General features: G+C 67.4%; 21 protein-coding genes. 10 read left to right on the top strand and 11 right to left on the bottom strand.

The genetic code is table 11. The annotated features are described in order from the left end of the window. The first annotated feature begins 45 nt into the window (after positions 1 to 45). On the top strand, positions 46 to 639 hold the full coding sequence (locus tag DK254_RS17625) for a histidine phosphatase family protein (RefSeq protein ID WP_109934818.1): 594 nt from the start codon (positions 46 to 48) through the stop codon (positions 637 to 639). Positions 640 to 730: 91 nt separating this feature from the next. Next, positions 731 to 1540, top strand: coding sequence for a class I SAM-dependent methyltransferase (locus DK254_RS17620; RefSeq protein WP_109934817.1), 810 nt, complete (start codon positions 731 to 733; stop codon positions 1538 to 1540). Positions 1541 to 1883: 343 nt separating this feature from the next. Here the strand turns inward: DK254_RS17620 and DK254_RS17615 are convergent, their stop codons facing one another. The 7 genes from DK254_RS17615 to DK254_RS17585 form a co-directional block, all read right to left on the bottom strand. Further along, positions 1884 to 2240 (bottom strand): type II toxin-antitoxin system PemK/MazF family toxin, encoded by a 357-nt coding sequence (locus DK254_RS17615; protein WP_089391624.1) that lies wholly within the window; start codon positions 2238 to 2240, stop codon positions 1884 to 1886. Further along, on the bottom strand, positions 2234 to 2473 hold the full coding sequence (locus DK254_RS17610; RefSeq protein WP_139210225.1) for an AbrB/MazE/SpoVT family DNA-binding domain-containing protein: 240 nt from the start codon (positions 2471 to 2473) through the stop codon (positions 2234 to 2236). The genes DK254_RS17615 and DK254_RS17610 overlap by 7 nt, the downstream gene beginning before the upstream one ends. Before the next feature lie 185 nt (positions 2474 to 2658). Continuing rightward, positions 2659 to 3264, bottom strand: a complete 606-nt coding sequence (locus DK254_RS17605; RefSeq protein ID WP_109934816.1) for a LysE family translocator — start codon at positions 3262 to 3264, stop codon at positions 2659 to 2661. A gap of 51 nt (positions 3265 to 3315) precedes the next feature. Then, on the bottom strand, positions 3316 to 4152 hold the full coding sequence (locus tag DK254_RS17600; RefSeq protein WP_109934815.1) for an AraC family transcriptional regulator: 837 nt from the start codon (positions 4150 to 4152) through the stop codon (positions 3316 to 3318). An 80-nt stretch (positions 4153 to 4232) separates the two neighbouring features. Beyond that, a complete protein-coding gene (locus DK254_RS17595; RefSeq protein ID WP_177412079.1) occupies positions 4233 to 5858 on the bottom strand; it encodes a hypothetical protein in 1626 nt (541 codons plus the stop codon). A 14-nt stretch (positions 5859 to 5872) separates the two neighbouring features. After that, positions 5873 to 6580, bottom strand: coding sequence for a peptidoglycan-binding protein (locus tag DK254_RS34815; protein ID WP_256595899.1), 708 nt, complete (start codon positions 6578 to 6580; stop codon positions 5873 to 5875). 33 nt (positions 6581 to 6613) lie between these two features. Next, the gene (locus tag DK254_RS17585) at positions 6614 to 7237 is read right to left on the bottom strand and encodes a hypothetical protein (RefSeq protein WP_109934813.1); all 624 of its coding nucleotides are present in this window, start codon (positions 7235 to 7237) and stop codon (positions 6614 to 6616) included. Between the two features lie 314 nt (positions 7238 to 7551). Here DK254_RS17585 and DK254_RS17580 point away from each other — a divergent pair, with 314 nt between their 5' ends. Continuing rightward, positions 7552 to 7794, top strand: coding sequence for a glutathione S-transferase family protein (locus tag DK254_RS17580; protein WP_256595898.1), 243 nt, complete (start codon positions 7552 to 7554; stop codon positions 7792 to 7794). On the opposite strand, the gene DK254_RS17575 is transcribed toward DK254_RS17580, so the two are convergent. Continuing rightward, the gene (locus DK254_RS17575; protein ID WP_109934812.1) at positions 7748 to 8461 is read right to left on the bottom strand and encodes a Crp/Fnr family transcriptional regulator; all 714 of its coding nucleotides are present in this window, start codon (positions 8459 to 8461) and stop codon (positions 7748 to 7750) included. The two genes, DK254_RS17580 and DK254_RS17575, sit on opposite strands and share 47 nt — an antisense overlap. Positions 8462 to 8612: 151 nt before the next feature. On the opposite strand from DK254_RS17575, the gene DK254_RS17570 reads away from it, so the two are divergent. The 5 genes from DK254_RS17570 to DK254_RS17550 are packed head-to-tail and all read left to right on the top strand — an operon-like array spanning position 8613 to position 13537. Further along, positions 8613 to 9509, top strand: coding sequence for an ABC transporter substrate-binding protein (locus DK254_RS17570; RefSeq protein ID WP_109934811.1), 897 nt, complete (start codon positions 8613 to 8615; stop codon positions 9507 to 9509). A gap of 10 nt (positions 9510 to 9519) precedes the next feature. Next, on the top strand, positions 9520 to 10272 hold the full coding sequence (locus tag DK254_RS17565; protein ID WP_109934810.1) for an ABC transporter permease: 753 nt from the start codon (positions 9520 to 9522) through the stop codon (positions 10270 to 10272). Further along, entirely contained in the window at positions 10265 to 10954 is a 690-nt protein-coding gene (locus DK254_RS17560; protein ID WP_109934809.1) for an ABC transporter ATP-binding protein, read from the top strand. Before DK254_RS17565 ends, DK254_RS17560 begins: the two co-directional genes overlap by 8 nt. Beyond that, on the top strand, positions 10951 to 11394 hold the full coding sequence (locus tag DK254_RS17555; RefSeq protein ID WP_109934808.1) for a CopD family copper resistance protein: 444 nt from the start codon (positions 10951 to 10953) through the stop codon (positions 11392 to 11394). The genes DK254_RS17560 and DK254_RS17555 overlap by 4 nt, the downstream gene beginning before the upstream one ends. 28 nt (positions 11395 to 11422) lie before the next feature. Beyond that, entirely contained in the window at positions 11423 to 13537 is a 2115-nt protein-coding gene (locus DK254_RS17550) for a TonB-dependent receptor domain-containing protein (protein ID WP_109934807.1), read from the top strand. An 18-nt stretch (positions 13538 to 13555) separates the two neighbouring features. Here DK254_RS17550 and DK254_RS17545 read toward each other — a convergent pair whose 3' ends face one another. The 3 genes from DK254_RS17545 to metH form a co-directional block, all read right to left on the bottom strand. Next, complete coding sequence (locus tag DK254_RS17545; RefSeq protein ID WP_109934806.1) at positions 13556 to 14539, bottom strand: D-2-hydroxyacid dehydrogenase family protein; 984 nt, start codon at positions 14537 to 14539, stop codon at positions 13556 to 13558. A gap of 509 nt (positions 14540 to 15048) precedes the next feature. Continuing rightward, the gene (locus DK254_RS17540) at positions 15049 to 15399 is read right to left on the bottom strand and encodes a 50S ribosome-binding protein YggL (protein WP_109934805.1); all 351 of its coding nucleotides are present in this window, start codon (positions 15397 to 15399) and stop codon (positions 15049 to 15051) included. Positions 15400 to 15420: 21 nt separating this feature from the next. Next, positions 15421 to 19113 (bottom strand): methionine synthase, encoded by a 3693-nt coding sequence (metH, locus tag DK254_RS17535; RefSeq protein WP_109934804.1) that lies wholly within the window; start codon positions 19111 to 19113, stop codon positions 15421 to 15423. A 175-nt stretch (positions 19114 to 19288) separates the two neighbouring features. Here metH and DK254_RS17530 point away from each other — a divergent pair, with 175 nt between their 5' ends. Further along, entirely contained in the window at positions 19289 to 21577 is a 2289-nt protein-coding gene (locus tag DK254_RS17530) for a fatty acid cis/trans isomerase (protein ID WP_109934803.1), read from the top strand. Positions 21578 to 21733: 156 nt separating this feature from the next. Next, a complete protein-coding gene (gene nfuA, locus DK254_RS17525) occupies positions 21734 to 22318 on the top strand; it encodes a Fe-S biogenesis protein NfuA (protein WP_089390328.1) in 585 nt (194 codons plus the stop codon). Positions 22319 to 22350: the final 32 nt, after the last annotated feature.

Below are 22350 nucleotides of genomic sequence, written 5' to 3'. Positions count from 1 at the left end.
CAGAAAACCGTGCGACAGGGCGCTGGCCGCCCACCCCGACGCATCATGGCCCTGGCCTGCGGGCTGCTCGGCGTGCTGGCGATGGCCCTGTGCGGCGCGGCCAGCGTGGCGCAACAGCACCCGCCGTTGCCAAGCCCGGACGACCTGGCCCACCACTGGCGCCTGGGCGAGGTGGTGGTGCTGGTGCGCCACGCCGAGCGCTGCGACCGCTCCGACGCCCCCTGCCTGGGCGCCGAGGATGGCATCACGGTGCGCGGCGGGGCGCTGGCCACGGCCCTGGGCGAGGACTACCGCAGCCGCTTCGGCCTGGGCAACGCCGACGTCTACGCCAGCCCGCTGACGCGCACCACCCAGACCGCCAGCCTGATGTTCGGCGACGGCACCCTGGGCCAGGCCTGGGTCGCCGACTGCAAGGGCGACCTGCTCGACCACGTGCTGGAGCACAAGGCCAGCCACCGCAACCTGATCCTCGTCACCCACAGCGAATGCATGGAGCAGCTGGCCCAGACGCTCAGCCACCAGGACCTGGAAACCCCCGGCTACGGCACCTCGCTGGTGCTGTTCAGCGACGCCCGCGGCGGCCTGCAGCTGGCCGGCGAGATCGCCCCGCGGGACTGGGCCCGCCTGCAACTGCGCTGAGCCGCTGGCGCCGCTGCGCTTGCAGCACCCGGCGATGCGGTCCTAGGCTTGCCGGGGAGGGCGGTGCCGTCGTCCGCCCCGGGAGCCGCCCATGCCACGCATCCAGCTCGGTGGGGTCAAGCAGACCCTGCTGATCACCTTCTACGCCAAGGCCATGGAAAGCCGCCTGCCCGATTCGCTGCTGCAGGACCGCTTCGCGGCCGCCGCGCTGGCGCGCCTGGACTACGACTTCTCGCGCTTTCGCCTGGGCCGCAGCAGCTACGTCGGCATCGCCCTGCGCGCCTGGAAGCTCGACCGCTGGGCCGCCGAATTCCTCGTCGCCCACCCCGATGCCTGCGTGGCGCACCTGGGCTGCGGCCTGGACAGCCGGGTGTTCCGCCTCGACCCGCCGGCCAGCGTGGCCTGGTTCGAAGTGGACTATCCGGACGTGCTGGCGCTGCGCAGCGAGGTGTACCCGGCGCGCGAAGGCTGCACCCTGCTGCCCGGCGCCATAGGCGAGCCGACCTGGCTCGACGCGCTGCCCAGCGGCCGCCCGCTGCTGATCGTCGCCGAAGGCCTGATGCCCTACCTGCGCGAAGCCGAGGTGAGCGCGCTGCTGCGCGGGCTGCTGGCGCGCAGCCCCCACGGCGAGCTGATCTTCGACGGCTACAACCGCTTCGGCATCCGCATGCTGGGGCTGTTCCTGCCGTTCTGGGCGCGCGGCGCCCAGGTGCACTGGGCGCTGGACGACCCCACGGAACTGGAGGCGCTGGTGCCGGGGCTGCGCCTGGTCCAGGAGAGGCTCACCTACACCCCCGAGGAGTGCCGGCGGATGGCCTGGTCGTCACGCGCGTTCGTGCAACTGATGCAGCGCTGGCCCACCCTGGGGCGAATCGGCCGGCTGTTGCGCTACCGCTGGTAGGGGCCGGACGCCCCGGCGCCATTCCCCGTAGGGCGGATAATCGCGAACGGTTATTCGCCCTACGATCCCACGCCATTCCCGTAGGCGCAGGCGTTATCCGCCAAATCGCGGACAGAGTCCCACGAGGAAACTCCAGGCCTCACGACAATTGTAGGAGCGGGCCCTGCCCGCGATTCGCGCGCAGGGCGCGCTCCTACAGGGGAATGGCGCGGGTGGCGCAGCGTAGGAGCGGATCTCATCCGCGAATCGCGCCGGAATGTGGAATACCGTGCTTCCCCGCGAACCGTAGGAGCGGACTCCGTCCGCGATCCCGCCGGCAGGGCCGGCGGGCGATGGGTGGGGGTTATTCCAGGATCGCTCCGACCAGCGAAAGCACGTAGTTGGTTACGGAGTCGGGGGCTTTTTCCTTGAACATGGCTCGGCGCGCCCTCCAGTCCAGCGTCCGCACCTGGTGGCTGTGGACATTGCCCTGGGTGTCGGTGCCTTCGCCCATCAGGGTGACAAGGAAGCCCTGGTTGCGCGCCACACTGGATGTGCCTTGCGAGATGGGGCAGACCAGGGCCAGGCCTATTTCATTGAATTCGCGTTTCGACAGGACCAGGCAAAAGTGGTCGCCGATCATTTCACGGCCCGTCGAGGGATCGAACTGCAGGTGCCAGATCTCACCGCGGTCGGGAACGCTCGGTGGACGCCTCACCATTGCTCAGCGCCTACCGCCTGCATGTTGTCCCAGTCCGGAGCGAGCGAGTCTTTGGGCGTTTCGGCGATCAGCTGTGCCAGGCTCGGGCGCGTCATCGGTTTGATCACCAGGGCTCCCTCGACGATGTTGCACTCAACCTGACTACCGGCGTGCAGCTTGTTTTGGGCGACGAAGGCCGCGGGAACCGAAATGATCAGGGACCCCCCGGATTTACGCAGGGCAAGAGTGGTCATGAACATGCCTCCTGTTGAGGTTTTACAAAAGCATAACCTTTCGAGTTTTATTTTTGTAAAACCATTCGTCTCGAAGTGTGCCCATTCAGGGTCGTCTTGCAGGTCGCGCCGAGGGGCTCCTCGTAGGATGGGTTGAGCGAAACCCATGCGGTCCTGGCGATGGGTATCGCTCCGCTCGATCCTTCCTACAAAACCCCCGCCCAGGCCGAGAGCAGCAGAAGCACCGCCAGCGCCCGGTTCAGCCGCTGCAGCGCGCGCGGTGAGCGCAACAGCCGTGCGCTGCCGGCGCCGAGCCCGGCCCAGGCGCTCAGGCAGGGCACGCCGACCATGAAGAACAGCAGCGACATCAGCTGGATGCGCAGCAGGCGGTCGTCGCCCTGGCCTGCGTAGACGCCGATCACCGCCAGGGCCACGGTCCAGTTCTTCGGGTTGACCAGCTGCAGCAGGGCCGCATCCAGCAGGCCGATGCGCCGCGCCGGTGCGGCGCTTTCCAGGCTGGGGGGCGGGCTGCGCCAGATCTGCCAGGCCAGCCAGGTCAGCCACAGCACCCCGGCGGCGGCCATGATGCCCTGCACCTGCGGCCGCCCGGCGAGCAGCTCGCCCAGGCCGCTGCCCACCGCCAGCACCACCAGCGCGGCGCCGCCGCAGCCGCCGAGGACGATGGGTAGTGCCGCGCCCCAGCCGTGGCGGGCGCTGTTGCTGAAGATCAGCAGGTTGGTCGGCCCCGGGGTGATGGCGGCGACGAAGGCGAACAGGAGGAAGGGCAGCCATTGCTGCAGGGCCTGGATCATGGCGTGGGCTCCGTGGGACGTGGAGCCGGCATGCTCGCAGCGGGCCGGGCGTCAGTCTGGAAGCTTTGAGCAGCGCTGCCGGTAGTACGCCGGGGTAACGCCATAGGCGCGGCGGAACCAGCGGCCCAGGTGGCTCTGGTCGGCGAAGCCGAGGTCGGCGGCGACCTGCGCCGGGGCCAGGCCGCGGCCCAGCAACTGGCGCGCACGGGCCAGGCGCAGCTGGATCAGGTAGGCATGCGGCGGCAGGCCGAAGGCCTCCTTGAACGCGCGGCTGAGGCGGAAGCGGTCGCAGCCGGTGGCGCGGGCGAGGTCGTCGAGGTCGATGTCCTGCATCAGGTTGGCGTGCAGGTAGTCCCGCGCGCGCAGGGCCACCAGCGGCAGGCGCGGGTGGTCGTCGACGCGCTTGCGCCAGTGCAGGCGCTGGGTGAGGCCGCCGAGCAGCTCGTCCAGGGCGGCCTGGCGCACGATGCGCAGGTCCTGGCCGTGCACGGCCTGGAAGGCGGCGTCGATGGCGGCGGCCATGCGCGTGTCGTCGAACAGCACCTGGGGCACGCTCAACTGGCAGCCTGCCGGGGCTTCCTCGAACAGCGCGCCCACCTCGCGTTCCAGCCACTGCGGGTCGAGGTAGAGCATGCGATAGGTGAAGCCGCCGGCGGTGGGCGCATCGCCATCGTGGATCTCCCCGGGTTCGAGGAAGAACACCTTGCCCGGCGTGCTGACGTTGCGCGCCTGGCGGCAGCGGAACTGCTGCACGCCGGTTTCGGTGAAGCCGATCAGGTAGCTGTCGTGCCAGTGCGGATCGTACGCGTGGCCCTTGAAATGGGCGCGCAGGGTCTCGATGCCGGTGTCGGCATCCTGCGCCAGGTCGATCCAGTTGCCGCTGTGCATGCCGCGCCTCCGCCGCGCCCGCGAGTCGTCCAGCATACCCCGCGGGCGGGCGGCGTCTGGAAGATTTGTGCAGGCGGCCATCAGGGCCAGGTGCCCTCCGGGTTCCAGGTCGAGACCATCAGCCGCACCTGCCCCTTGATGGCGGCGGCGGCGGGGTTGCCGTGGACGTCGCTGTCGATCGGCAGCAGCACCTGGATGCCGCTGCCGTCCAGCTCGCTGGCCTGGAGGGGGATGGTCGAGGTGTTCATCCCGGTGTTCTGCCAGGCGTAGCGGATGGTCCACTGGTCGCCGCCGTCGCTGGGGCGTTCCAGCTGGATGATGACGGTGTCGCGGTACAGGTAGCTGCCCTCGTAGTGGCTGTTGGGCCAGAAGCGCTTGTCGATCTCGTAGTCCGGCACCCGCACGCCGAGGGTGAGGCTGTAGGCCAGGCCGGGCAGTTCGGGGTCGACCTTGCCGAACTCGGCGAGGAACACGCTGGACAGGTACAGCTGCGTGCCCGGCTTCCACTCAGCCTGGGTGAGGCAGGCCGCGGAATCTTCCTCTGCCGTGCGCCGCGACAGATACCAGGGCTTGCTGCGCGGCGAGGCCAGCAGCTCGATCTGGTAGAGCGCGTTGACCGGGGCGCCATCGGCGGCGTCGAGCACTTCCTTGGGTAGGCGCAGCTCGTCGACGTCCAGCCAGATGTCGACGCGCACGTTGCCGAACAGGAAGCGCACCAGGTTCTGGAAACTCTCCTCGCTGTTGACGATGCCGAAGAAGCCGGAATGCGCGCGGTAGGCGAAGGCCTTGGCGCATTCCTCGCCGAGCGTGCCGTCGGCGTTCAGGCCGTGCAGGGTGGCGTTCTCGATGCGCACCAGGCCGTCGCTGCCGTGGCCGACGAAGGTGCGCGACAGGCCAGCCGCCACCTCGTAGTCGCTGCGGTTGGTGCCCACCATGCAGAACACGCGGCTGGAGGGCAGGGCGCTTTCGGGCAGCAGGTCGACCTTGTCGTAGTTCTTCGGCAGCCTGGGCAGGCGCAGGTATTCGCGCATGCGCTTGTCGCGGTTGAAGTTCTCGATGTCGAACGGCAGCGAGAACACCGGCAGGCTCGGGACGTTGATGCCGACCATGTCGATGCCGTTGTGCGGCGTGGCGTAGGTGAAGAACTTGTCCACCGCCGCGCGCGCCTCAGCCGAGCCGCAGTCCGGGTTCTGCAGGAAGGTGCGGCAGACCAGCCCGCCCATGGAGTGCGCCACCAGGTGGCAGCGGAAGTCTTCCTTCTTCGCCAACTGGTTGGCCGGGTTGGCGAAGGCCAGGTCGCGCAGGTGCAGGATCAGGTCGTTCAGGCCCTTGGCGAACTGCTCCATGCTCGGTGTCTTGCCGACGCCCAGCAGGGTGGAGGCCGGGTCGTAGTAGCGGTAGATGACGATGGAGCGGGCGGCCAGCCTGTTGTTCTGCTGCGTCAGCCAGTTGGGGTCGAGGACGTCGTAGCCGTCCTCGTACACGTCGCGGTAGCCGAACTGGCTGGCCAGGCGGATCACCGGCGATTCGAAGACGAACTTGCGCGGCGGCGCGCCCGTGGTGGCCACCGCGCGCATCACCGTGGAGCCCAGGTTGAAGCCGCAGAAGGGGTCGGCGGTGGTCTCGTCGATCTCGCCGCGGCTCATGGCGTAGCCGCGCACGTAGACGATGGGGTAGAAGGGCGCCTTCATCGGTTGCTGTTCCATGCTCGATCTCCCTGTCAGGGCCACTGGATCTTCAATGCCCGCGCGGTGGCGGGGCCGACCACGCCGTCGGCGACCAGGCGGCGGGTGGTCTGGAAGGCGAACACGGCCGCGGTGGTATGCGGGCCGTAGGCGCCGTCGAGCTTGCCGGGGTCGAAGCCGGCCGCCTTCAGGGCCTGCTGGATTTCCGTCACCTTCGGCCCCTTCACGTTCGGCTGCTCCAGGCGGATGACCGAGGGCGGCGGCTTGAGCTTCGGCGTGCCCGGGTTGCTGCTGTAGCTCACGCCGGGCAGGCGGCAGTAGTAGTCCCAGACGCGCCCGGTGACGTTGCCGGCGCGCACGCCCAGGCCGGTGCCGGCGGCCTCCATGGTCCTGCCGGCGCCGTCGGTGATGGCGACGTGGCCCATGTGCCCGGGCAGCGGCGGCTTGCGCACCAGGACCACGCCGGCGGTGAGCATGGCGTCGGCCTCGTTGGTGGGGATGAGGGTGCCGTTGCTGGCGTCGTGCACCCAGGCGCCGGAATAGGCCTCGGTGGTCGCCGGGTTGCCCTGGTCGTTCACGCAGCCGTAGAGCTTCTTCAGCTTCTGGTAGGCCACCCAGGACACGAATTCCGCGCAGTCCCAGGGGCCGTTCCAGTTGGGGTTGTCCTTGGGGACCAGCACGTTGGCGTACTTCTGGCCCTTCTTGGTGGCGGCGAGCGTGTAGAGATCCAGTCCGGTGACCATGGTGCGTTCCTCGGTAATGGGGGCGGGCAGGGCTCAGGCCAGTGGCAGCGCCTGCGGGGCGGCGCCTTCTCCGTTGGGGGCGTCGAGCGGGAGGATGCGCAGCTCCAGGTCGATGAAGTCGTTGCCCTGCCGGTAGCTTCGGTTGACGTGGTAGGGGTTGGGCTGGTCGCGCAGGAAGGCACCCTCGGTGCGGAACAGCTCGTCGTCGCCATCGCTGGCCAGGCGCCCGGCGGTGAAGGCGGTCAGCTCCTTGAGCAGGGCGACCACGGCGGCGGAGCCGGGGTTGGCCAGCATCACCGCCTTGAGCCCCAGGTCGACGGCCTTGCTGCTGACGACGTCGCGGATGCGCTCGCCCGCCTCGCGCAGGTCGCCGTCGGACTCCATCATCAGCAGCGACAGCGCGACGTACTCGCCGGGGTTGGCCGGGCCATACAGCAGGTGGCCGTCGCCGAGCATGCTCACCGTCGAACCCTGGCGAACTTTCGGAAAGGGCATGTAGTTGAAAGTGAGGGCACCCTTGTGAATATTCGAAGTGTCGATGGCGAGGGAAACTATATAGGGCTCGCTATAACGGTCGAATAACAGGTCGGCACGTTTCAACAAGGTGAATTGGCCGAGGGTGATTGCAATACGGGAGTTGAAGCGATCGAAGGCCATCTCGGTACTTCCCTGTGGTGGCTTGGAGGGCGCCGGAGGGCCCGGCGTTCAGGCTGAAGCTAGCTTTCGCCCAGCGGGCTGTCCAACGCCATCGGGAAGTTTTCCAGCGCTGATCCGATAATGAAATTAAGTAGGAATTCATTATCGGGTTTGGTTATTTGATGTGTAATTCTGGAATGACACGCGCCTCCCCTATTTTCAACTTTGGCGGATATTTGGCGACGGTAGTTACATACACTTGCGATAGTAAAACCGAGAGACTGAACAGGATGTCGGCGGTCGGCTGGTGTGTGCGCTCCGGCAGGCGGTCCGCCATGGCGCTCGTGCTCTACGGTCATCCGTTTTCCTCGTACACCCAGAAGGTGCTGATGGCGCTGTACGAGAACCAGACGCCCTTCGAATTCCGCTGCATCGGCCCCGATACGCCGCAGCACGCGGCGCAGTGGTTGCGGCTGTGGCCGCTGGGCAAGTTCCCGCTATTGCTGGACGGCGAGCACAAGCCGACCCCCCTCAGAAAGAGCGTACCGCCGGGCTGGCCAGTTCCTGTAGGTAGGTGAGGTCGCACAGCCGCCATTGCCGGAGCCGGCCCTGGATGCGCCCCGCCTGCTGCCAGTCGGAGAGCAGACGGCTGAGGGATTCCGGGCGAATGCCCAGGTGGGTGGCGAGTTGGCGCTGGCTGATCGGCAGCATCAGGCTTTCGCCCTGGCGACGGTGCAGGCCCAGCAGGTAGGCGGCCAGGCGCTGGGAGGCGGAGCTTGCGGTCAGCCAGTCGACCTCGTTGACCTGGCGGTAGAGACGCAGGCTGAGGCTTTCCAGCATGCGCATGGCCAGCGGCGGATGGCCCTCGCAGGCCTTGTGCAGTGCGTTGCGGCTCAGTCGGAAGAATTCGCCGCTACCCTGGCTGCGGGCGTTCATCGGGTAGCGGCCGTGGGGCATGAACATGGCCGCTTCGGCGATCAACTGACCTTCGCGGAACAGCTGGAAGACACGCTCTTCGCCGTCGCAGGTGAAGCGCAGCATTTCCACGCAGCCACGCCGCACCAACAGGAAGTGCTCGGCCGGGTCGCCTTCGCGGAACAGCAGTTTGCCGCCCTCGGCGCGCAGCAGGCTGGCCGAGTCGCACAGGCTGGCCACGAGGTCCTGCGGCAGGTCGGCGAAGAGGGGGATGGCGCCCAGCAATCGCAGGCATTCGCCGCGATTGGGCGAGAACTTAACATTTGTCATTCGTGGCGTGCGTGCGGGCTGCAATGATCTGCGAATGAAGATAAGTCTTATTCGCAAGTCAATCAATCGAAGGCTCCCCCGCCTGCTCCTTTCTTTCGTTCTGGCGGCCGGCGCGTGCCTGCAGGCACCTGTCGGTACGGCCAGGGAAGCGGTGCTGAGGCTGGGCGGCCCCGCTGCCGTGGTGAGCTTCCCGTTGCTGCACATGGTGGAGAGCGGTGCTCTGCAGCCGTATGCCGAGCACGTCGAGTTCCGCCTCTGGCAGAACCCCGATCAGTTGCGCGTACTGCTGGCCAAGAACGAACTCGACTACAGCGCCGCCCCGGTGAACCTGCCGGCGCTGATGGCCGGGCGCGGGCAGCCCGTGCGGCTGCTCAACGTCTCGGTGTGGGGAATCATCTGGCTGGTGAGCCGCGACCCTCAGGTGAAGGGTTTCGCCGACCTGGCCGGCAAGGAGGTGGTGCTGCCGTTCCAGCGCGACCTGCCGGCGATCCTAGTCGATGAACTGCTGCTCAGCCACGGCCTGAAGCCGGGCAGGGACCTGACGCTGCGCCCGGTCCGCGATGGCCAGGACGCCCAGGCGCTGCTGCTGGCAGGCCGCGCCGATCACGCCCTGCTGGTGGAGCCGGCGGTATCCCTGCTGCTTTGGCGCAACCGCAGCCAGGGCGGGGCGCCGCTGTACCGCGTGCAAAGCCTGGAGAGCGCCTGGAGGCAGGCCTTCCCGCAGCAGGCCGAACTGCCTCAGGCAGGGCTGATGAGCAGCCCGCAGCGCGCCGAGGACGGCGAACTGGCGCGTGCGGTGGACGCCGCCTACGCCGAGTCCGCCCGTTGGTGCAGCGCGCGCTCGCGGGCCTGCGCGGAACTGGTCCATCGGCACCTGCCGCACCTGCCGGTGGAGGCGGTGGAAGAGTCCATCCGCGTCACGCGTCTGGAGAGTGTTTCCGCCAGCTCGGCGCGTGGACCGCTGGAGGCGCTGTTCGGGCTGATCGCAAGGCGCCATCCGCAGGCAATCGGGGGCGCCCTGCCGCCCGCCAGTTTCTATGGGCCCTAAGATGAGACCCATGACCTCCCGACGCTGGGCCTTGCTGGGCGGCACGCTTCTGCTGGTGGGCTGGCAGTTGCTGGCGCTGCGCCTGGGCCCGCTGCTCATGGCGACGCCATGGCAGACGCTGCAAGCCATGGTCCGCCTGCCTTTCGAGGCCGACTTCCGCCTTAACGCCGGCGCCAGCTTGCTGCGTATCGTCCTGGGCGTCGGCCTGGGCTGCCTGCTGGGCTTCTGCCTGGGGCTGCTGGCCGGGCTCGACGCCCGTGTGCGCGGTCTGCTGGAGCCGCTGCGCTGGCTGCTGATGTCGGTGCCGCCGGTGGTGGTCGTGGTGCTGGCGATGCTCTGGGTCGGTCTCGGTTCGGCCATGGTGGTGCTGATCAGTGTGCTGATGCTGGCGCCGGGCATGTACGTGAACACCGTCAAGGGCATGCAGATGGTCGACCGCGGCCTGCTGGAGATGGCGCGGGTCTACCGCTTCAGCCCCTGGCAGAAGCTGCGGCGGCTCTATATCCCGTCACTCACCGCGCCGCTGGGCGCGGCGCTGTTGATCGCCACGTGCGGCGGCGTGCGCCTGGTGGTGATGGCCGAAGTGCTTGGCGCGGAAAGTGGCGCCGGTTTCGCGCTGGCCAATGCGCGCGGCACCTTCGATAGCGCCGGGCTGTATGCCTGGACTCTGCTGATCCTGCTGCTGGTCGCCGCGCTGGAGTTTCTTCTGCTGCAACCGCTGCAGCGGCGCATGGGCCGTTGGCAGGAGGCCGCCCATGCTTGAGTGGCACGGCGTCGATCTGGTGCTGGGCGAACGTCGGGTGTTTGCCGATGCCTCCCTGCGCCTGCTGCCCGGCGAGCGGGTCGGCATTCTCGGTCCCAGCGGCGCCGGCAAGAGCAGCCTGCTGCGCCTGGCTGCCGGCCTTCTGAAACCCAGTCGGGGGCAGGTGGAGAATGGATTCCGCCATCCCGTGCTGGCCTTCCAGGAGCCGCGCCTGCTGCCTTGGTGCCGGGTCGCGGAGAACCTGGAAATCCCCCTGCAGGCGAGCGGCCTCGACCGCGCGACTGCGCGCTGGATGGCCAGCCACTGGCTGGAGCGCGTCGGCCTCGCCGGGCACGAGCGCGCCTGGCCGCATCAACTGTCCGGCGGCATGGCCCAGCGTGTTGCCCTGGCGCGCGCGTTCTCGATCGAGCCGGACCTGCTGTTGCTCGACGAGCCATTCAGCGCGCTGGACCCGGCCCTGCGTGAATCCCTGCTCGATCTCTGCCGCGACTGGCTCGCCAGCTCGGGCGCGGCGCTGCTCTGCGTCAGCCACCATCCGGCCGAGCTGATCGGCCTGGTGGAGCGCTTCGCGCTGGTCAATGACGGCGCGTTGCAGCCTTTCGACCTCACCGGATACGCCGCCGACCAGGTGGCGACGGTGCTGCATCAGACCCTGCTGGCCCTGGAGGCACCCGCGCCATGATCTATCCCATCCTGCTGACCCTGCACCTGTTCGCCGCGCTGATGTTCATCGGCACGGTGTTCTTCGAGGTGCTGATCTTCGAAAGCGTGCGCAAGCACGTGCCGGCCGCGGTGATGCGCCAGGTAGAGCAGGGCATCGGCAAGCGTGCGCGGCGGCTGATGCCCTGGGTACTGCTGGTGCTGTTCGGCGCCGGCCTGGGCATGGTCTGGACGCGTTACCTGCCGCTGCTGGCGGACCCGCTGGCATCGTCCTTCGGCACCTTGCTGAGCCTGAAGATCCTGCTCGCCCTGAGCGTGCTCGGGCACTTCTTCACCGCCATGTTCCTCCTCCACAGCGGGCGCATGAATTCGACGTATTTCCGCCGAATCCACCTGAGCGTCTTCAGCCACATGGTCGGCATCGTGCTGCTGGCCAAGGGCATGTTCTACCTGAGCTGGTAAGCCAGATTTCGTGCAGACGGAGCTTGTCATGAGTCGTTGTCCTTCCCCGAAACGCCATTTTCCCTCGAAACTTTCACTTCCCCTGCTGGCCCTCGGTCTGCTGCCACTGGCGGTGGCGGCGGAGGACCGCCTCGAGCTGGAGCCGATGCAGATCAGCGAAAAAAGTCTCGCGCCGGTCAGCCAGTCCGCGCAGGCCGAGCGCCAGCGCCTGGCCCGCGTACCGGGCGGCACCAACCTCGCCGAGCCGCAACAGGAGACACGCCTGGCGACCCTGCGCGATGCGCTGGACTACCAGCCCGGCCTGGTGATCCAGGACTTCTTCGGTGGCACCGACCAGCCGCGCCTGAACATCCGGGGTTCGGGCATCCAGAGCAATCCGGTCAACCGCGGCGTGCTGCTGTTGCAGGACGGGCTGCCGCTCAACGAGGCCGACGGTTCCTTCATCATCGGCCTGCTGGAGCCACGCAATGCGTCGTGGATCAGTGCCCGTCGCGGCGCCAACGCCGGCAGCCCCGGCGCCACCGCGCTGGGTGGCGAGCTGGAGTTCAACTCGCTGACCGGCGCCGACGAAGCCGGACGCGTCCGCCTGGAGGCCGGCAGCTTCGGCCGCCAGGGCCTGCAGGCTGCCGCCGGGCTGGACGAGGGGGCGTACGATGGACGGGTGAGCGTCAGCCACGACGAGTACGACGGCTATCGCCACCACTCCGCTTCCCATCGCACCCTGGTGCAGAGCAACTTCGGTCTGGACCTGGGCAACGGCGTACAGAATCGCAGCTACCTGTCCTACAGCGACCTGACTTTCGAGATTCCCAACGTCATCACCAAGGCGCGCCTGAAGGACGATCCGCGCACTGTGCTGGGCGATGGCAACACGCCGCAGGATCGCCTGCTCAACGTCTACCAGCGTGACCCGCACCGTGATACCCAGCAACTGCGACTGGCCAACCGTACGCAGTGGAGCGGGGCGGGCTGGCAGCAGAGCTTCGGCGTCTACGGGCAGAACACCCTGGACGATTTCACCGATCCGCTCAGCCACACCCTGACCGACAGCGACACGCTCGGTGCGCAATGGCTGCTCGAAGGCGAACAGCGCCTGTTCGGCTACCGCCTGGGCGCCAGTTGGTCCTACAGCGACATGACCCGCGAGCTGTACGCCAACAACCCCCAGAACGGAAGCCGCATGCAGCGTTTCGGCAACTTCGACCTCACGGCCTCCAACCTTGATCTGCTGCTCGGCCTGGACTGGAACCTGGCGCCGGACTGGACCCTGGTGACCGAGGTGAAGTGGAGCGATGTCAGCCGCGATGCGGATTCGCGCGATGGTGCCGGCCATCTCGACCAGGGCTGGAACTTCGCCACGCCGAAGATCGGCCTGAACTGGACGCCCAGCCCGGACCTGCGCTGGTACGCCAACATCAGCCGCAGCCACGAAGCGCCGACGTTCTGGGAAATCGTTTCCGCCGAAGTCTCGCCCGCAGCCCCGGCGGCGGCGCAAGCGCAGCTGGTCGACCTCGACGTGCAGCGCGCTACCACCTACGAGATCGGCGGCGCCGGTCGCATCGCCCGGACCGACTGGAGCCTGACGCTGTACCAGAGCGACGTGGAAGACGAGCTGATCTCCACCAGCGACGCCTACGGGGTGAAGGTGGGAACCTACAACTACGGCTCGCGTACCCGCCACCGCGGTGTCGAAGCGGGGCTGAACGGCTTGCTGCCGACTGCCTCCGGCATAGGCGGCGACCTGGCCTACCGGGTGGCTTGGACCTTCAGCGACTTCCGCTTCCGCGGCGGCGAGTTCCAGGGCAACCAGATCGCCGGCGTGCCGCGCCAGCTCTGGTCGGCCGAGCTGCTCTACCGGCGCGGGCCGTGGAGCGTCGGGCCCAACCTGCGCTGGCTGCCCCAGGACACCCCGACCGACCACGCCAACACGCGCAACAACTATCAGGACGCCTACGCGCTCTGGGGCCTCAAAGCCGCCTACAAGGCGCGCGAGGGCCTGAGTGTGTATGTGCAGGGCGACAACCTGGCGGACAAGACCTATGCCAGCAGCTACGTGATCCGCAACCGCGCCGATGCCAGCCAGCCGACCTTTCTCAGCGGCAACGGGCGCAGCCTGACCGTGGGGGCGGAATACGCTTTCTAGGGGCGGTTGCTTCCCAGCCTACTCGCCACGCGGCATCGCCAGCGCCTCCGGATTCGCCACGTTCTTCGGCTGGCCTTCGAAGAAGGCCAGCACATTGTCGAAGGCATCGCCGAAGTACAGCTCATAGCCGTTCTTCTCCACGTACCCCAGGTGCGGGGTGCAGAGCACGCGCGGGTGGTTCAGCAGGGGATTGTCGGGGGCGAGCAGGGGTTCCTGCTCGTAGACGTCCACGGCCGCGTAGCCGGGGCGTCCCGCATCCAGGGCCTGGAGCAACGCCCCCGGGGCGATCAGCTCGGCGCGGCTGATGTTCACCAGCAGGGCGCTGTTTTTCATCCTGGCGAGGTCGTCGAGGGTGACCCCATGGCGCGTGCGCTCGGACAGGCGCAGGTTGAGGCTGAGGATGTCCGCTTCGGCGAAGAAGGCTTCGCGAGAGGCCGCTGCCTGATGGCCGTCGGCCGTGGCGGCCGCCCGGCTGCCTTCGCTGCCCCAGACCAGCACCGGCATGTCGAATGCCTGGGCGTATCGCGCCAGGCGCTGGCCTATCTTGCCGTAGCCCCAGATTCCCAGCGTTTGCCCGGCCAGTGCCTGGCCCACATTGATCTGCCAGTGGCCCGCCTTGAACGCATCGATCGCCGGTACGAGTTGTCGGCGCGCATCGAGGATGAGTGCCCAGGCCAGTTCGGCGGGCGCCACGGGCGAGCCTCGGCCTTCGGTCACGACGATGCCGCGTTCGGTGCAGGCGTCGAGGTCGAGATGGCCCGAGACCTTGCCCGTCTGGCTGATCAGCTTGAGTTTCGGCAGCCTGTCGAGCAGCGCGGCATCGATGCGTGTGCGTTCGCGGGTGAGGACCAGGGCGTCGGCGTCGGCGAACCGTGTCGCCAGTTCGTCCGGCGATGCCGGGCCCAGGTCATGGAACAGGCTGACGTCGTGCCCGGCCAGGCGGGCGAAGCAGTCGAGCGTCCGGATCGCGTGCTGGTAGTCGTCGGGAATGACGATGTGCATGTGGGTTCGGCCCCTGCGGTCATGTGAGGACCTCGGGACGATAGCCGATTTCCGGGGGGATTTCGTGGGTGGCGGCTTCCGGCCCGGCGCGGCGATGGGCCAGCCCAACGGCGGGCCTTGCCAGCAACTCATCCTACGAAGAGCGCCTCGACGAGTGGCTCTTACGTTCCAGGGAAACACGGACGTAGGAGCAACTGTCTTACAGGCTCTACCGAAGTGCTCTTCGTAGGAGCGAGCTTGCTCGCAAACCGCATGGCACCGCGTTTGTTCGCGAGCAAGCTCGCTCCTACGAGAAGCCATGCTCGCCTGCAACGTAGGAGGACCTTGTCCGCGATAGCCGGAACCACCGGCGCGATTCGCGGATGAGATCCGCTCCTACGCCGCCCCACCCATGCCATTCCCCTGTAGGAGCGCGCCCTGCGCGCGAAATCGCAGGCAGGGCCTGCTCCTACAGGTTGCCGATGGGCACGGCATATATCCCGTAGGAGCGGACTCCGTCCGTGATTGCCTCAGTCCAGCAACCCGTGCCAGCAGTCGCTCAGTTCGCCCAGTTCGGAGGAGGTGCACCAGGCCTGGCTCTGCAGCCACTGGCGGACGGTCTCGCGGTCGGCTTCGTCGAGGCTGCCGACGGCGTTCCGGCACAGGTAGCCGGTGAACTCGCCGTCCTCGGTGGCGCCGCCGACGAACAGCCAGCCCTGGGATTCGACGAAGGCGATCCACTGGTCGAGCACTTCGTCCAGGTCACCGCTGTAGTGCACTTCCAGGCTGAAGCCCAGTTCCTGGAACTCGGCCAGGCGCAGTTTCTTGCGCAGGCGGCGCTTGCGCGGTTTTTCCATCTGTTCGGGGGTGAGGTATTTCATCTTTCGCTCCTGGAAGGCGGATCAGGCGTCGTAGCCCAGGTTCGGCGACAGCCAGCGTTCGCTGACCGCCACGTCCTGGCCCTTGCGGGCGCTGTAGGCGTCGATCTGGTCCTTGTCGACCTTGCCCACGGCGAAGTACTGCGCCTGCGGATGGGCGAAGTACCAGCCGCTGACCGCGGCCGCCGGGAACATGGCGTAGTGTTCGGTGAGGGTGACGCCGGACAGGCCCTTGGGGTCCAGCAGCTGGAACAGGGTGCCCTTTTCGGTGTGGTCCGGGCAGGCCGGGTAGCCGGGCGCCGGGCGGATGCCGACGTACTGTTCGCGGATCAGCGCATCGTTGTCCAGGTGCTCGTCCGGCTGGTAGCCCCAGTACTCCTTGCGCACGCGCTCGTGCAGCCACTCGGCGCAGGCCTCGGCGAGGCGGTCGGCCAGGGCCTTGACCATGATCGCGTTGTAGTCGTCGCCCTTGGCCTCGTAGGCCTTGGCCACTTCCTCGGCGCCGATGCCGGCGGTGGTGATGAAGCCGCCGACGTAGTCCTTCACGCCGCTGCCCTTGGGCGCGACGAAGTCGGCCAGGCTGAAGTTCGGCTTGCCGTCGGGCTTGATGGTCTGCTGGCGCAGGTGGTGCAGGGTGGCCAGCTTGTGGCCGTCGTCGGCGTAGACTTCCAGGTCGTCGTGGTTGACCTGGTTGGCCGGCCAGAAGCCGAAGACGGCCTTGGCGCGGATCAGCTTCTCGTCGATCAGCTTGCGCAGCATCGCCTGGGCGTCGTTGAACAGGCTGGTGGCGGCCTCGCCGACCACTTCGTCGGTGAGGATGCGCGGGTACTTGCCGGCCAGGTCCCAGGAGATGAAGAACGGCGTCCAGTCGATGTACTCGGCGAGCACGTCCAGGTCGATGTCTTCCAGCACCTTCACGCCGGTGAAGGAGGGCACCGGCGGCTGGTAGCCGGCCCAGTCGAACTGCGGCTTGGCGGCGATGGCCGCCTCGTAGCTCAGGCGCTCGGTGCGCGCGCTGCGGTTGGCGGTGCGCTCGCGGACCTCGGCGTACTCCTCGCGCAGCTTGCGGGCGTAGTCGGGCTTCATTTCCTTCGACAGCAGGGTGGTGGCCACGCCCACCGCGCGCGAGGCGTCGGTGACGTAGACCACGGCGTCGTTGCTGTACTGCGGGTCGATCTTCACCGCGGTGTGCGCCTTGGAGGTGGTGGCGCCGCCGATCATCAGCGGCAGGCTGAAGTTCTGCCGCTGCATTTCCTTGGCGACGTGGACCATCTCGTCCAGCGACGGGGTGATCAGCCCGGACAGGCCGATGATGTCGCACTTCTCGGCGATGGCGGTCTGCAGGATCTTCTCCGCCGGCACCATCACGCCCAGGTCGACGATGTCGTAGCCGTTGCAGCCCAGCACCACGCCGACGATGTTCTTGCCGATGTCGTGCACGTCGCCCTTCACCGTGGCCATCAGGATCTTGCCCTTGGCCTCGGGCTTGTCGCCTTTCTCCGCTTCGATGAAGGGGATCAGGTGGGCCACCGCCTGCTTCATCACGCGGGCGGACTTGACCACCTGCGGGAGGAACATCTTGCCCGAGCCGAACAGGTCGCCGACCACGTTCATGCCGCTCATCAGCGGGCCTTCGATGACCTCGATGGGCCGCGCGCACTGCTGCCGGCACTCCTCGGTGTCCTCGACGATGAACGCTGTAATGCCCTTGACCAGCGCGTGTTCCAGGCGCTTGTCCACCGGCAGCGAGCGCCATTCCTCGTCCTCGACTTCCTTGGCAGCGCCGTCGCCCTTGTACTTGTCGGCGATCGCCAGCAGGGCCTCGGTGCCTTCCGGGGTGCGGTTGAGGATCACGTCCTCGACCGCGTCGCGCAGCTCCTTGGGAATCTCGTCGTAGATTTCCAGCTGGCCGGCGTTGACGATGCCCATGCTCAGGCCGTTCTGGATCGCGTAGTAGAGGAACACCGAGTGGATCGCCTCGCGCACCGGGTTGTTGCCGCGGAACGAGAAGGACACGTTGGACACCCCGCCCGAGGTGAGCGCGTAGGGCAGGTTGTCGCGGATGTAGGCGCAGGCGTTGATGAAGTCGACCGCGTAGTTGTTGTGTTCCTCGATGCCCGTGGCCACCGCGAAGATGTTCGGGTCGAAGATGATGTCTTCCGGCGGGAAGCCCACTTCGTTGACCAGGATGTCGTAGGAGCGCTGGCAGATTTCCTCCTTGCGCGCCTGGGTGTCGGCCTGGCCGGCCTCGTCGAAGGCCATCACCACCACCGCGGCGCCGTAGCGCTTGCACAGGCGGGCGTGGTGCTTGAACTGCTCGACGCCTTCCTTCATCGAGATCGAGTTGACGATGCCCTTGCCCTGGATGCACTTCAGGCCGGCCTCGATCACCTCCCACTTGGAGGAGTCGATCATGATCGGTACGCGGGAGATGTCCGGCTCGCCGGCGATGAGGTTGAGGAACTTCACCATCGCCGCCTTGGAGTCGAGCATGCCCTCGTCCATGTTGATGTCGATCACCTGGGCGCCGGCTTCCACCTGCTGCAGGGCGACTTCCAGGGCCTCGGTGTAGTTCTCCTCGCGGATCAGCCGGGCGAACTTCGCCGAACCGGTGATGTTGGTGCGCTCGCCGACGTTCACGAACAGCGAGCTGCGGTCGATGGTGAAGGGCTCCAGGCCCGACAGGCGGCAGGCCTTGGGAATCTCCGGGATGACCCGCGGCGGGTACTTGGCCACGGCCTTGGCGATGGCCTCGATGTGCCCCGGGGTGGTGCCGCAGCAGCCGCCGATGATGTTGAGGAAGCCGGATGCGGCGAACTCCTCGACCACCTCGGCCATCTGCGCCGGGGTCTCGTCGTACTCGCCGAAGGCGTTCGGCAGGCCGGCGTTGGGGTGGGCGGAGACGTGGGTGTCGGCCTTGGTCGCCAGCTCTTCCAGGTACGGGCGCAGTTCCTTGGCGCCCAGGGCGCAGTTCAGGCCGACGGAGATCGGCCTGGCGTGGTGCACCGAGTTCCAGAAGGCCTCGGTGGTCTGCCCGGACAGGGTGCGGCCGGAGGCGTCGGTGATGGTCCCGGAGATCATGATCGGCAGTTCGAAGCCGAGTTCCTCGTAGACGCCCTGCACGGCGAAGATCGCCGCCTTGGCGTTGAGGGTGTCGAAGATGGTCTCGATCAGGATCAGGTCGGCGCCGCCTTCGATCAGGCCGCGGGTGGCCTCGCTGTAGTTCTCCACCAGCTCGTCGAAGGTGACGTTGCGGAAGCCCGGGTCGTTGACGTCCGGGGAGATCGAGCAGGTGCGGCTGGTCGGGCCCAGCACGCCGGCGACGAAGCGCGGCTTGTCGGGGGTCTCCAGGGTCTTGGCGTCGGCCACTTCGCGGGCCAGGCGCGCGCCCTCGACGTTCAGTTCGTAGACCAGCGCTTCCATGCCGTAGTCGGCCTGGGACACCTGGGTGGCGTTGAAGGTGTTGGTCTCGAGGATGTCGGCGCCGGCGTCCAGGTAGGCCTTCTCGATGGCCTGGATGACGTCCGGGCGGGTGAGCAGCAGCAGGTCGTTGTTGCCCTTCACGTCGCTCGGCCAGTCGGCGAAGCGGGTGCCGCGGTAGTCCTCTTCCTGCAGCTTGTAGCTCTGGATCATGGTGCCCATGCCGCCATCGAGGATGAGGATGCGCTCCTTCAGGGCTTTCTGCAGGGCTTGCTGGCGGGCGGCACGGTCGGACATGGGAACTACCTGGAAAAGGGCGTGACAAAGGGTCGCTGATGATAGCAAACCTGCAGGGGATTTGAGCTGACCGGCCTTTTACATGAGCGCGGTTCATGTTGGACCGGCCATCGGTTGGCCGCAAACGCCCGCGGAGCCGCTAGAATCCGCCTATTCACGAGGTAGGGAGTACCAGATGTCCTTGCGCGCATCCTTCGCGTTGACCATTGCGTTCATGCTGCTTTCAGCCGTTGCCCAGGCGGCCGGCATTTCCTACAGCAAGGACATACAGCCGATCTTCACCGAGAAGTGCGTGGCCTGCCACGCCTGCTACGACTCGCCGTGCCAGCTCAACCTGAGCGCCGCCGAGGGCGCCCAGCGCGGCGCCAACAAGCTGCCGGTGTACGACGGCACGCGCACCAGGGCCCAGGAAACCACCCGCCTGTTCCTCGATGCCCATGGCGCCGACGCCTGGCGGCGCAAGGACTTCTGGTCGGTGCTGGACGCCCGTGGCGGCCAGGCCGCGCTGATGCAGCGCATGCTCGACCTGGGCCACGCCCACCCGCTGGTGCCCAACGCGAAGATCCCCGAGGGCCTGGACCTGTCGATCAACCGCAGCAACCAGTGCCCGACGCCGGACAGCATCGACGACTTCGTGCAGAAGAACCCGCGCAGCGGCATGCCCTTCGCCGTCACCGGCCTGAGCGATGCGCAGTACGCCACCCTGAAGAAATGGCTGGCCGAGGGCGCGCCGGTGGACGAGCAGGCCTGGCAGCCCGGCGCCGGCGAGGCGCGCCAGATCGGCGAATGGGAGCGCTTCCTGAACCAGCCCGGCGCCCGTGAGAGCCTGGTTTCGCGCTGGCTCTACGAGCACCTGTTCCTCGCCCACCTGTACTTCGAGGACCAGGGCGCGCCGGGGCACTTCTTCCAGCTGGTGCGCTCGCGCACGCCCAGCGGCCAGCCCATCGACCCCATCGCCACGCGGCGGCCCAACGACGACCCCGGGGCGGCCTTCTACTACCGCCTGTGGCCGATCCAGGGCGTGATCGTGCACAAGACCCACATCACCTACCCGCTGAGCCCGGCCAGGCTGGCGCACACCCGCGAGCTGTTCTTCGCCGACGCCTGGACCGCCGACAAGGTGCCCGGCTACGGCCTGCAGCACCGCGCCAACCCCTTCGAGACCTTCGCCGCCATCCCGCCGCGCTCGCGCTACCAGTTCATGCTGGACAACGCCGAGTACTTCGTCCGCACCTTCATCCGCGGCCCGGTGTGCCGCGGGCAGATCGCCACCGACGTGATCCGCGACAACTTCTGGGCCATCTTCCAGGACCCGGCCCACGACCTCTACGTCACCGACCCGGCCTACCGGGCCAAGGCCACGCCGCTGCTCGGCCTGCCCGGGCAGATCGACGACATGGGCCAGATGCTCCAGCAATGGACCAGCTACCGCGACAAGCGCAACGAATACGAGGCGCTGCGCCTGGACGCCTATGAGGACGCCCCGGCGCCGACCTGGGCGGACATCTGGCACGGCAACGACAACGCGCTACTGTCGATCTTCCGCCAGTACGACAGCGCCTCGGTGCGCAAGGGCCTGATCGGCGGCATCCCGCAGACGCTGTGGTGGATGGACTACCCGCTGCTGGAACGCACCTACTACCAACTGGTGGTCAACTTCGACGTCTACGGCAACGTCTCGCACCAGGCGCAGACGCGGCTGTACTTCGACCTGATCCGCAACGGCGCCGAGCAGAACTTCCTGCGCCTGATGCCGGTGGCCGCGCGCGAGCACCTGCTTGACGACTGGTACCAGAACAGTGGCAGGCTGAAGATGTGGCTGGACTACCAGAACCTCGACAACGACGCGCCCACCGGCCTGGACCTGCCGGAGAAGGGCGCCAGGAACGCCTTCGCCGTCCAGTTGCTGAACCGCTACGCCAGCCTCGACGCGCGGCCCGACCCGATCAACCTGTGCCAGGATGGCGGCTGCTACCGGCCGAAGGTCGTGCGAGCGCTGCAGGACGCCGAACAGGCCTTCAGCCGCCTGGTCAGCCGCCCGGCGGCGGGGCTCAAGGTGATCGAGCAGTTCCCCGAGGCGACCATCCTGCGCGTCGAATTGCCCGGTGGAAAACGCGAGATCTACACGGCGCTGCGCAACCGCGCCCACAGCAACGTCGCCTTCATGCTCGGCGAGTCGCTGCGCTACCAGCCGGGGCTGGACACCCTGACCATCTACCCGGGCGTGCTCTCCAGCTACCCGAACTTCATGTTCGACCTCAAGGCGGAGGAGGCCGGCGACTTCGTCACGGCCCTGGAGCGGGTGCAGGGCCAGGAAGACTTCGACAAGGTGGTGGAGCGCTGGGGCATCCGCCGCAGCCACCCGCAGTTCTGGTCCTACTTCCACGACCTCGACGCCTACCTGCGCGAGACCGAGCCGGTGGAGGCGGGGATTCTGGACATGAATCGCTACGAAAACCTTTGAGGCGGCTGCAGGCTGCAGGCTACAGGCGGCAGGCAAGAGCGGCTTGAAGCCTGCGGCCTGAAGCCGCTACTTGCGAACTATTCCTACTAATTTGGTAGGGCTTTATCCGGGTGGGGCGAATGGCGTAAACTGCCCCCACGTTTGCGAGGAGTTGCCATGAGCGCCATCACCATTACCGAAGCTGCCCAGGGTTACCTGGCCGAACTGCTGGCCAAGCAGGACACCCCGGGCATCGGCATTCGCGTCTTCATCACCCAGCCGGGCACCCAGTATGCGGAAACCTGCATCGCCTACTGCAAGCCGGGCGAGCAGAAGCCGGAAGACACCCCGGTCGGCCTGAAGGACTTCACCGCCTGGATCGACGGCATCAGCGAGCCCTTCCTGGAAGACGCCGTCGTCGACTACGCCACCGACCGCATGGGCGGCCAACTGACCATCAAGGCGCCGAACGCCAAGGTGCCGATGGTCAACGAGGACAGCCCGATCAACGAACGCATCAACTACTACCTGCAGACCGAGATCAACCCCGGCCTCGCCAGCCACGGCGGCCAGGTCAGCCTGGTCGAGGTGGTCGAGGACAACATCGCCGTGCTGCGCTTCGGCGGCGGCTGCCAGGGCTGCGGCATGGTCGACATGACCCTCAAGGACGGCGTCGAGAAGACCCTGATCGAACGCATCCCGGAACTGAAGGGCGTGCGCGATGTCACCGACCACAGCAACAAGGAAAACGCCTACTACTGAGTGGTGGGTGTTTCGACAAAAAGCCGCCCCTC

This window comes from Pseudomonas sp. RW407 (assembly GCF_003176655.1).
GTDB classification, from domain to species: Bacteria; Pseudomonadota; Gammaproteobacteria; order Pseudomonadales; family Pseudomonadaceae; genus Pseudomonas; species Pseudomonas delhiensis.
This window is presented reverse-complemented; position numbering and strand designations above follow the sequence as displayed.

Coding starts and splice junctions, on each gene's coding strand:
- DK254_RS17625 (WP_109934818.1), top strand. CDS start 46: ATGGCCCTGGCCTGCGGGCTGCTCGGCGTGCTGGCGATGGCCCTGTGC.
- DK254_RS17620 (WP_109934817.1), top strand. CDS start 731: ATGCCACGCATCCAGCTCGGTGGGGTCAAGCAGACCCTGCTGATCACC.
- DK254_RS17615 (WP_089391624.1), bottom strand. CDS start 2,240: ATGGTGAGGCGTCCACCGAGCGTTCCCGACCGCGGTGAGATCTGGCAC.
- DK254_RS17610 (WP_139210225.1), bottom strand. CDS start 2,473: ATGACCACTCTTGCCCTGCGTAAATCCGGGGGGTCCCTGATCATTTCG.
- DK254_RS17605 (WP_109934816.1), bottom strand. CDS start 3,264: ATGATCCAGGCCCTGCAGCAATGGCTGCCCTTCCTCCTGTTCGCCTTC.
- DK254_RS17600 (WP_109934815.1), bottom strand. CDS start 4,152: ATGCACAGCGGCAACTGGATCGACCTGGCGCAGGATGCCGACACCGGC.
- DK254_RS17595 (WP_177412079.1), bottom strand. CDS start 5,858: ATGGAACAGCAACCGATGAAGGCGCCCTTCTACCCCATCGTCTACGTG.
- DK254_RS34815 (WP_256595899.1), bottom strand. CDS start 6,580: ATGGTCACCGGACTGGATCTCTACACGCTCGCCGCCACCAAGAAGGGC.
- DK254_RS17585 (WP_109934813.1), bottom strand. CDS start 7,237: ATGGCCTTCGATCGCTTCAACTCCCGTATTGCAATCACCCTCGGCCAA.
- DK254_RS17580 (WP_256595898.1), top strand. CDS start 7,552: ATGGCGCTCGTGCTCTACGGTCATCCGTTTTCCTCGTACACCCAGAAG.
- DK254_RS17575 (WP_109934812.1), bottom strand. CDS start 8,461: ATGACAAATGTTAAGTTCTCGCCCAATCGCGGCGAATGCCTGCGATTG.
- DK254_RS17565 (WP_109934810.1), top strand. CDS start 9,520: ATGACCTCCCGACGCTGGGCCTTGCTGGGCGGCACGCTTCTGCTGGTG.
- DK254_RS17560 (WP_109934809.1), top strand. CDS start 10,265: ATGCTTGAGTGGCACGGCGTCGATCTGGTGCTGGGCGAACGTCGGGTG.
- DK254_RS17555 (WP_109934808.1), top strand. CDS start 10,951: ATGATCTATCCCATCCTGCTGACCCTGCACCTGTTCGCCGCGCTGATG.
- DK254_RS17550 (WP_109934807.1), top strand. CDS start 11,423: ATGAGTCGTTGTCCTTCCCCGAAACGCCATTTTCCCTCGAAACTTTCA.
- DK254_RS17545 (WP_109934806.1), bottom strand. CDS start 14,539: ATGCACATCGTCATTCCCGACGACTACCAGCACGCGATCCGGACGCTC.
- DK254_RS17540 (WP_109934805.1), bottom strand. CDS start 15,399: ATGAAATACCTCACCCCCGAACAGATGGAAAAACCGCGCAAGCGCCGC.
- metH (WP_109934804.1), bottom strand. CDS start 19,113: ATGTCCGACCGTGCCGCCCGCCAGCAAGCCCTGCAGAAAGCCCTGAAG.
- DK254_RS17530 (WP_109934803.1), top strand. CDS start 19,289: ATGTCCTTGCGCGCATCCTTCGCGTTGACCATTGCGTTCATGCTGCTT.
- nfuA (WP_089390328.1), top strand. CDS start 21,734: ATGAGCGCCATCACCATTACCGAAGCTGCCCAGGGTTACCTGGCCGAA.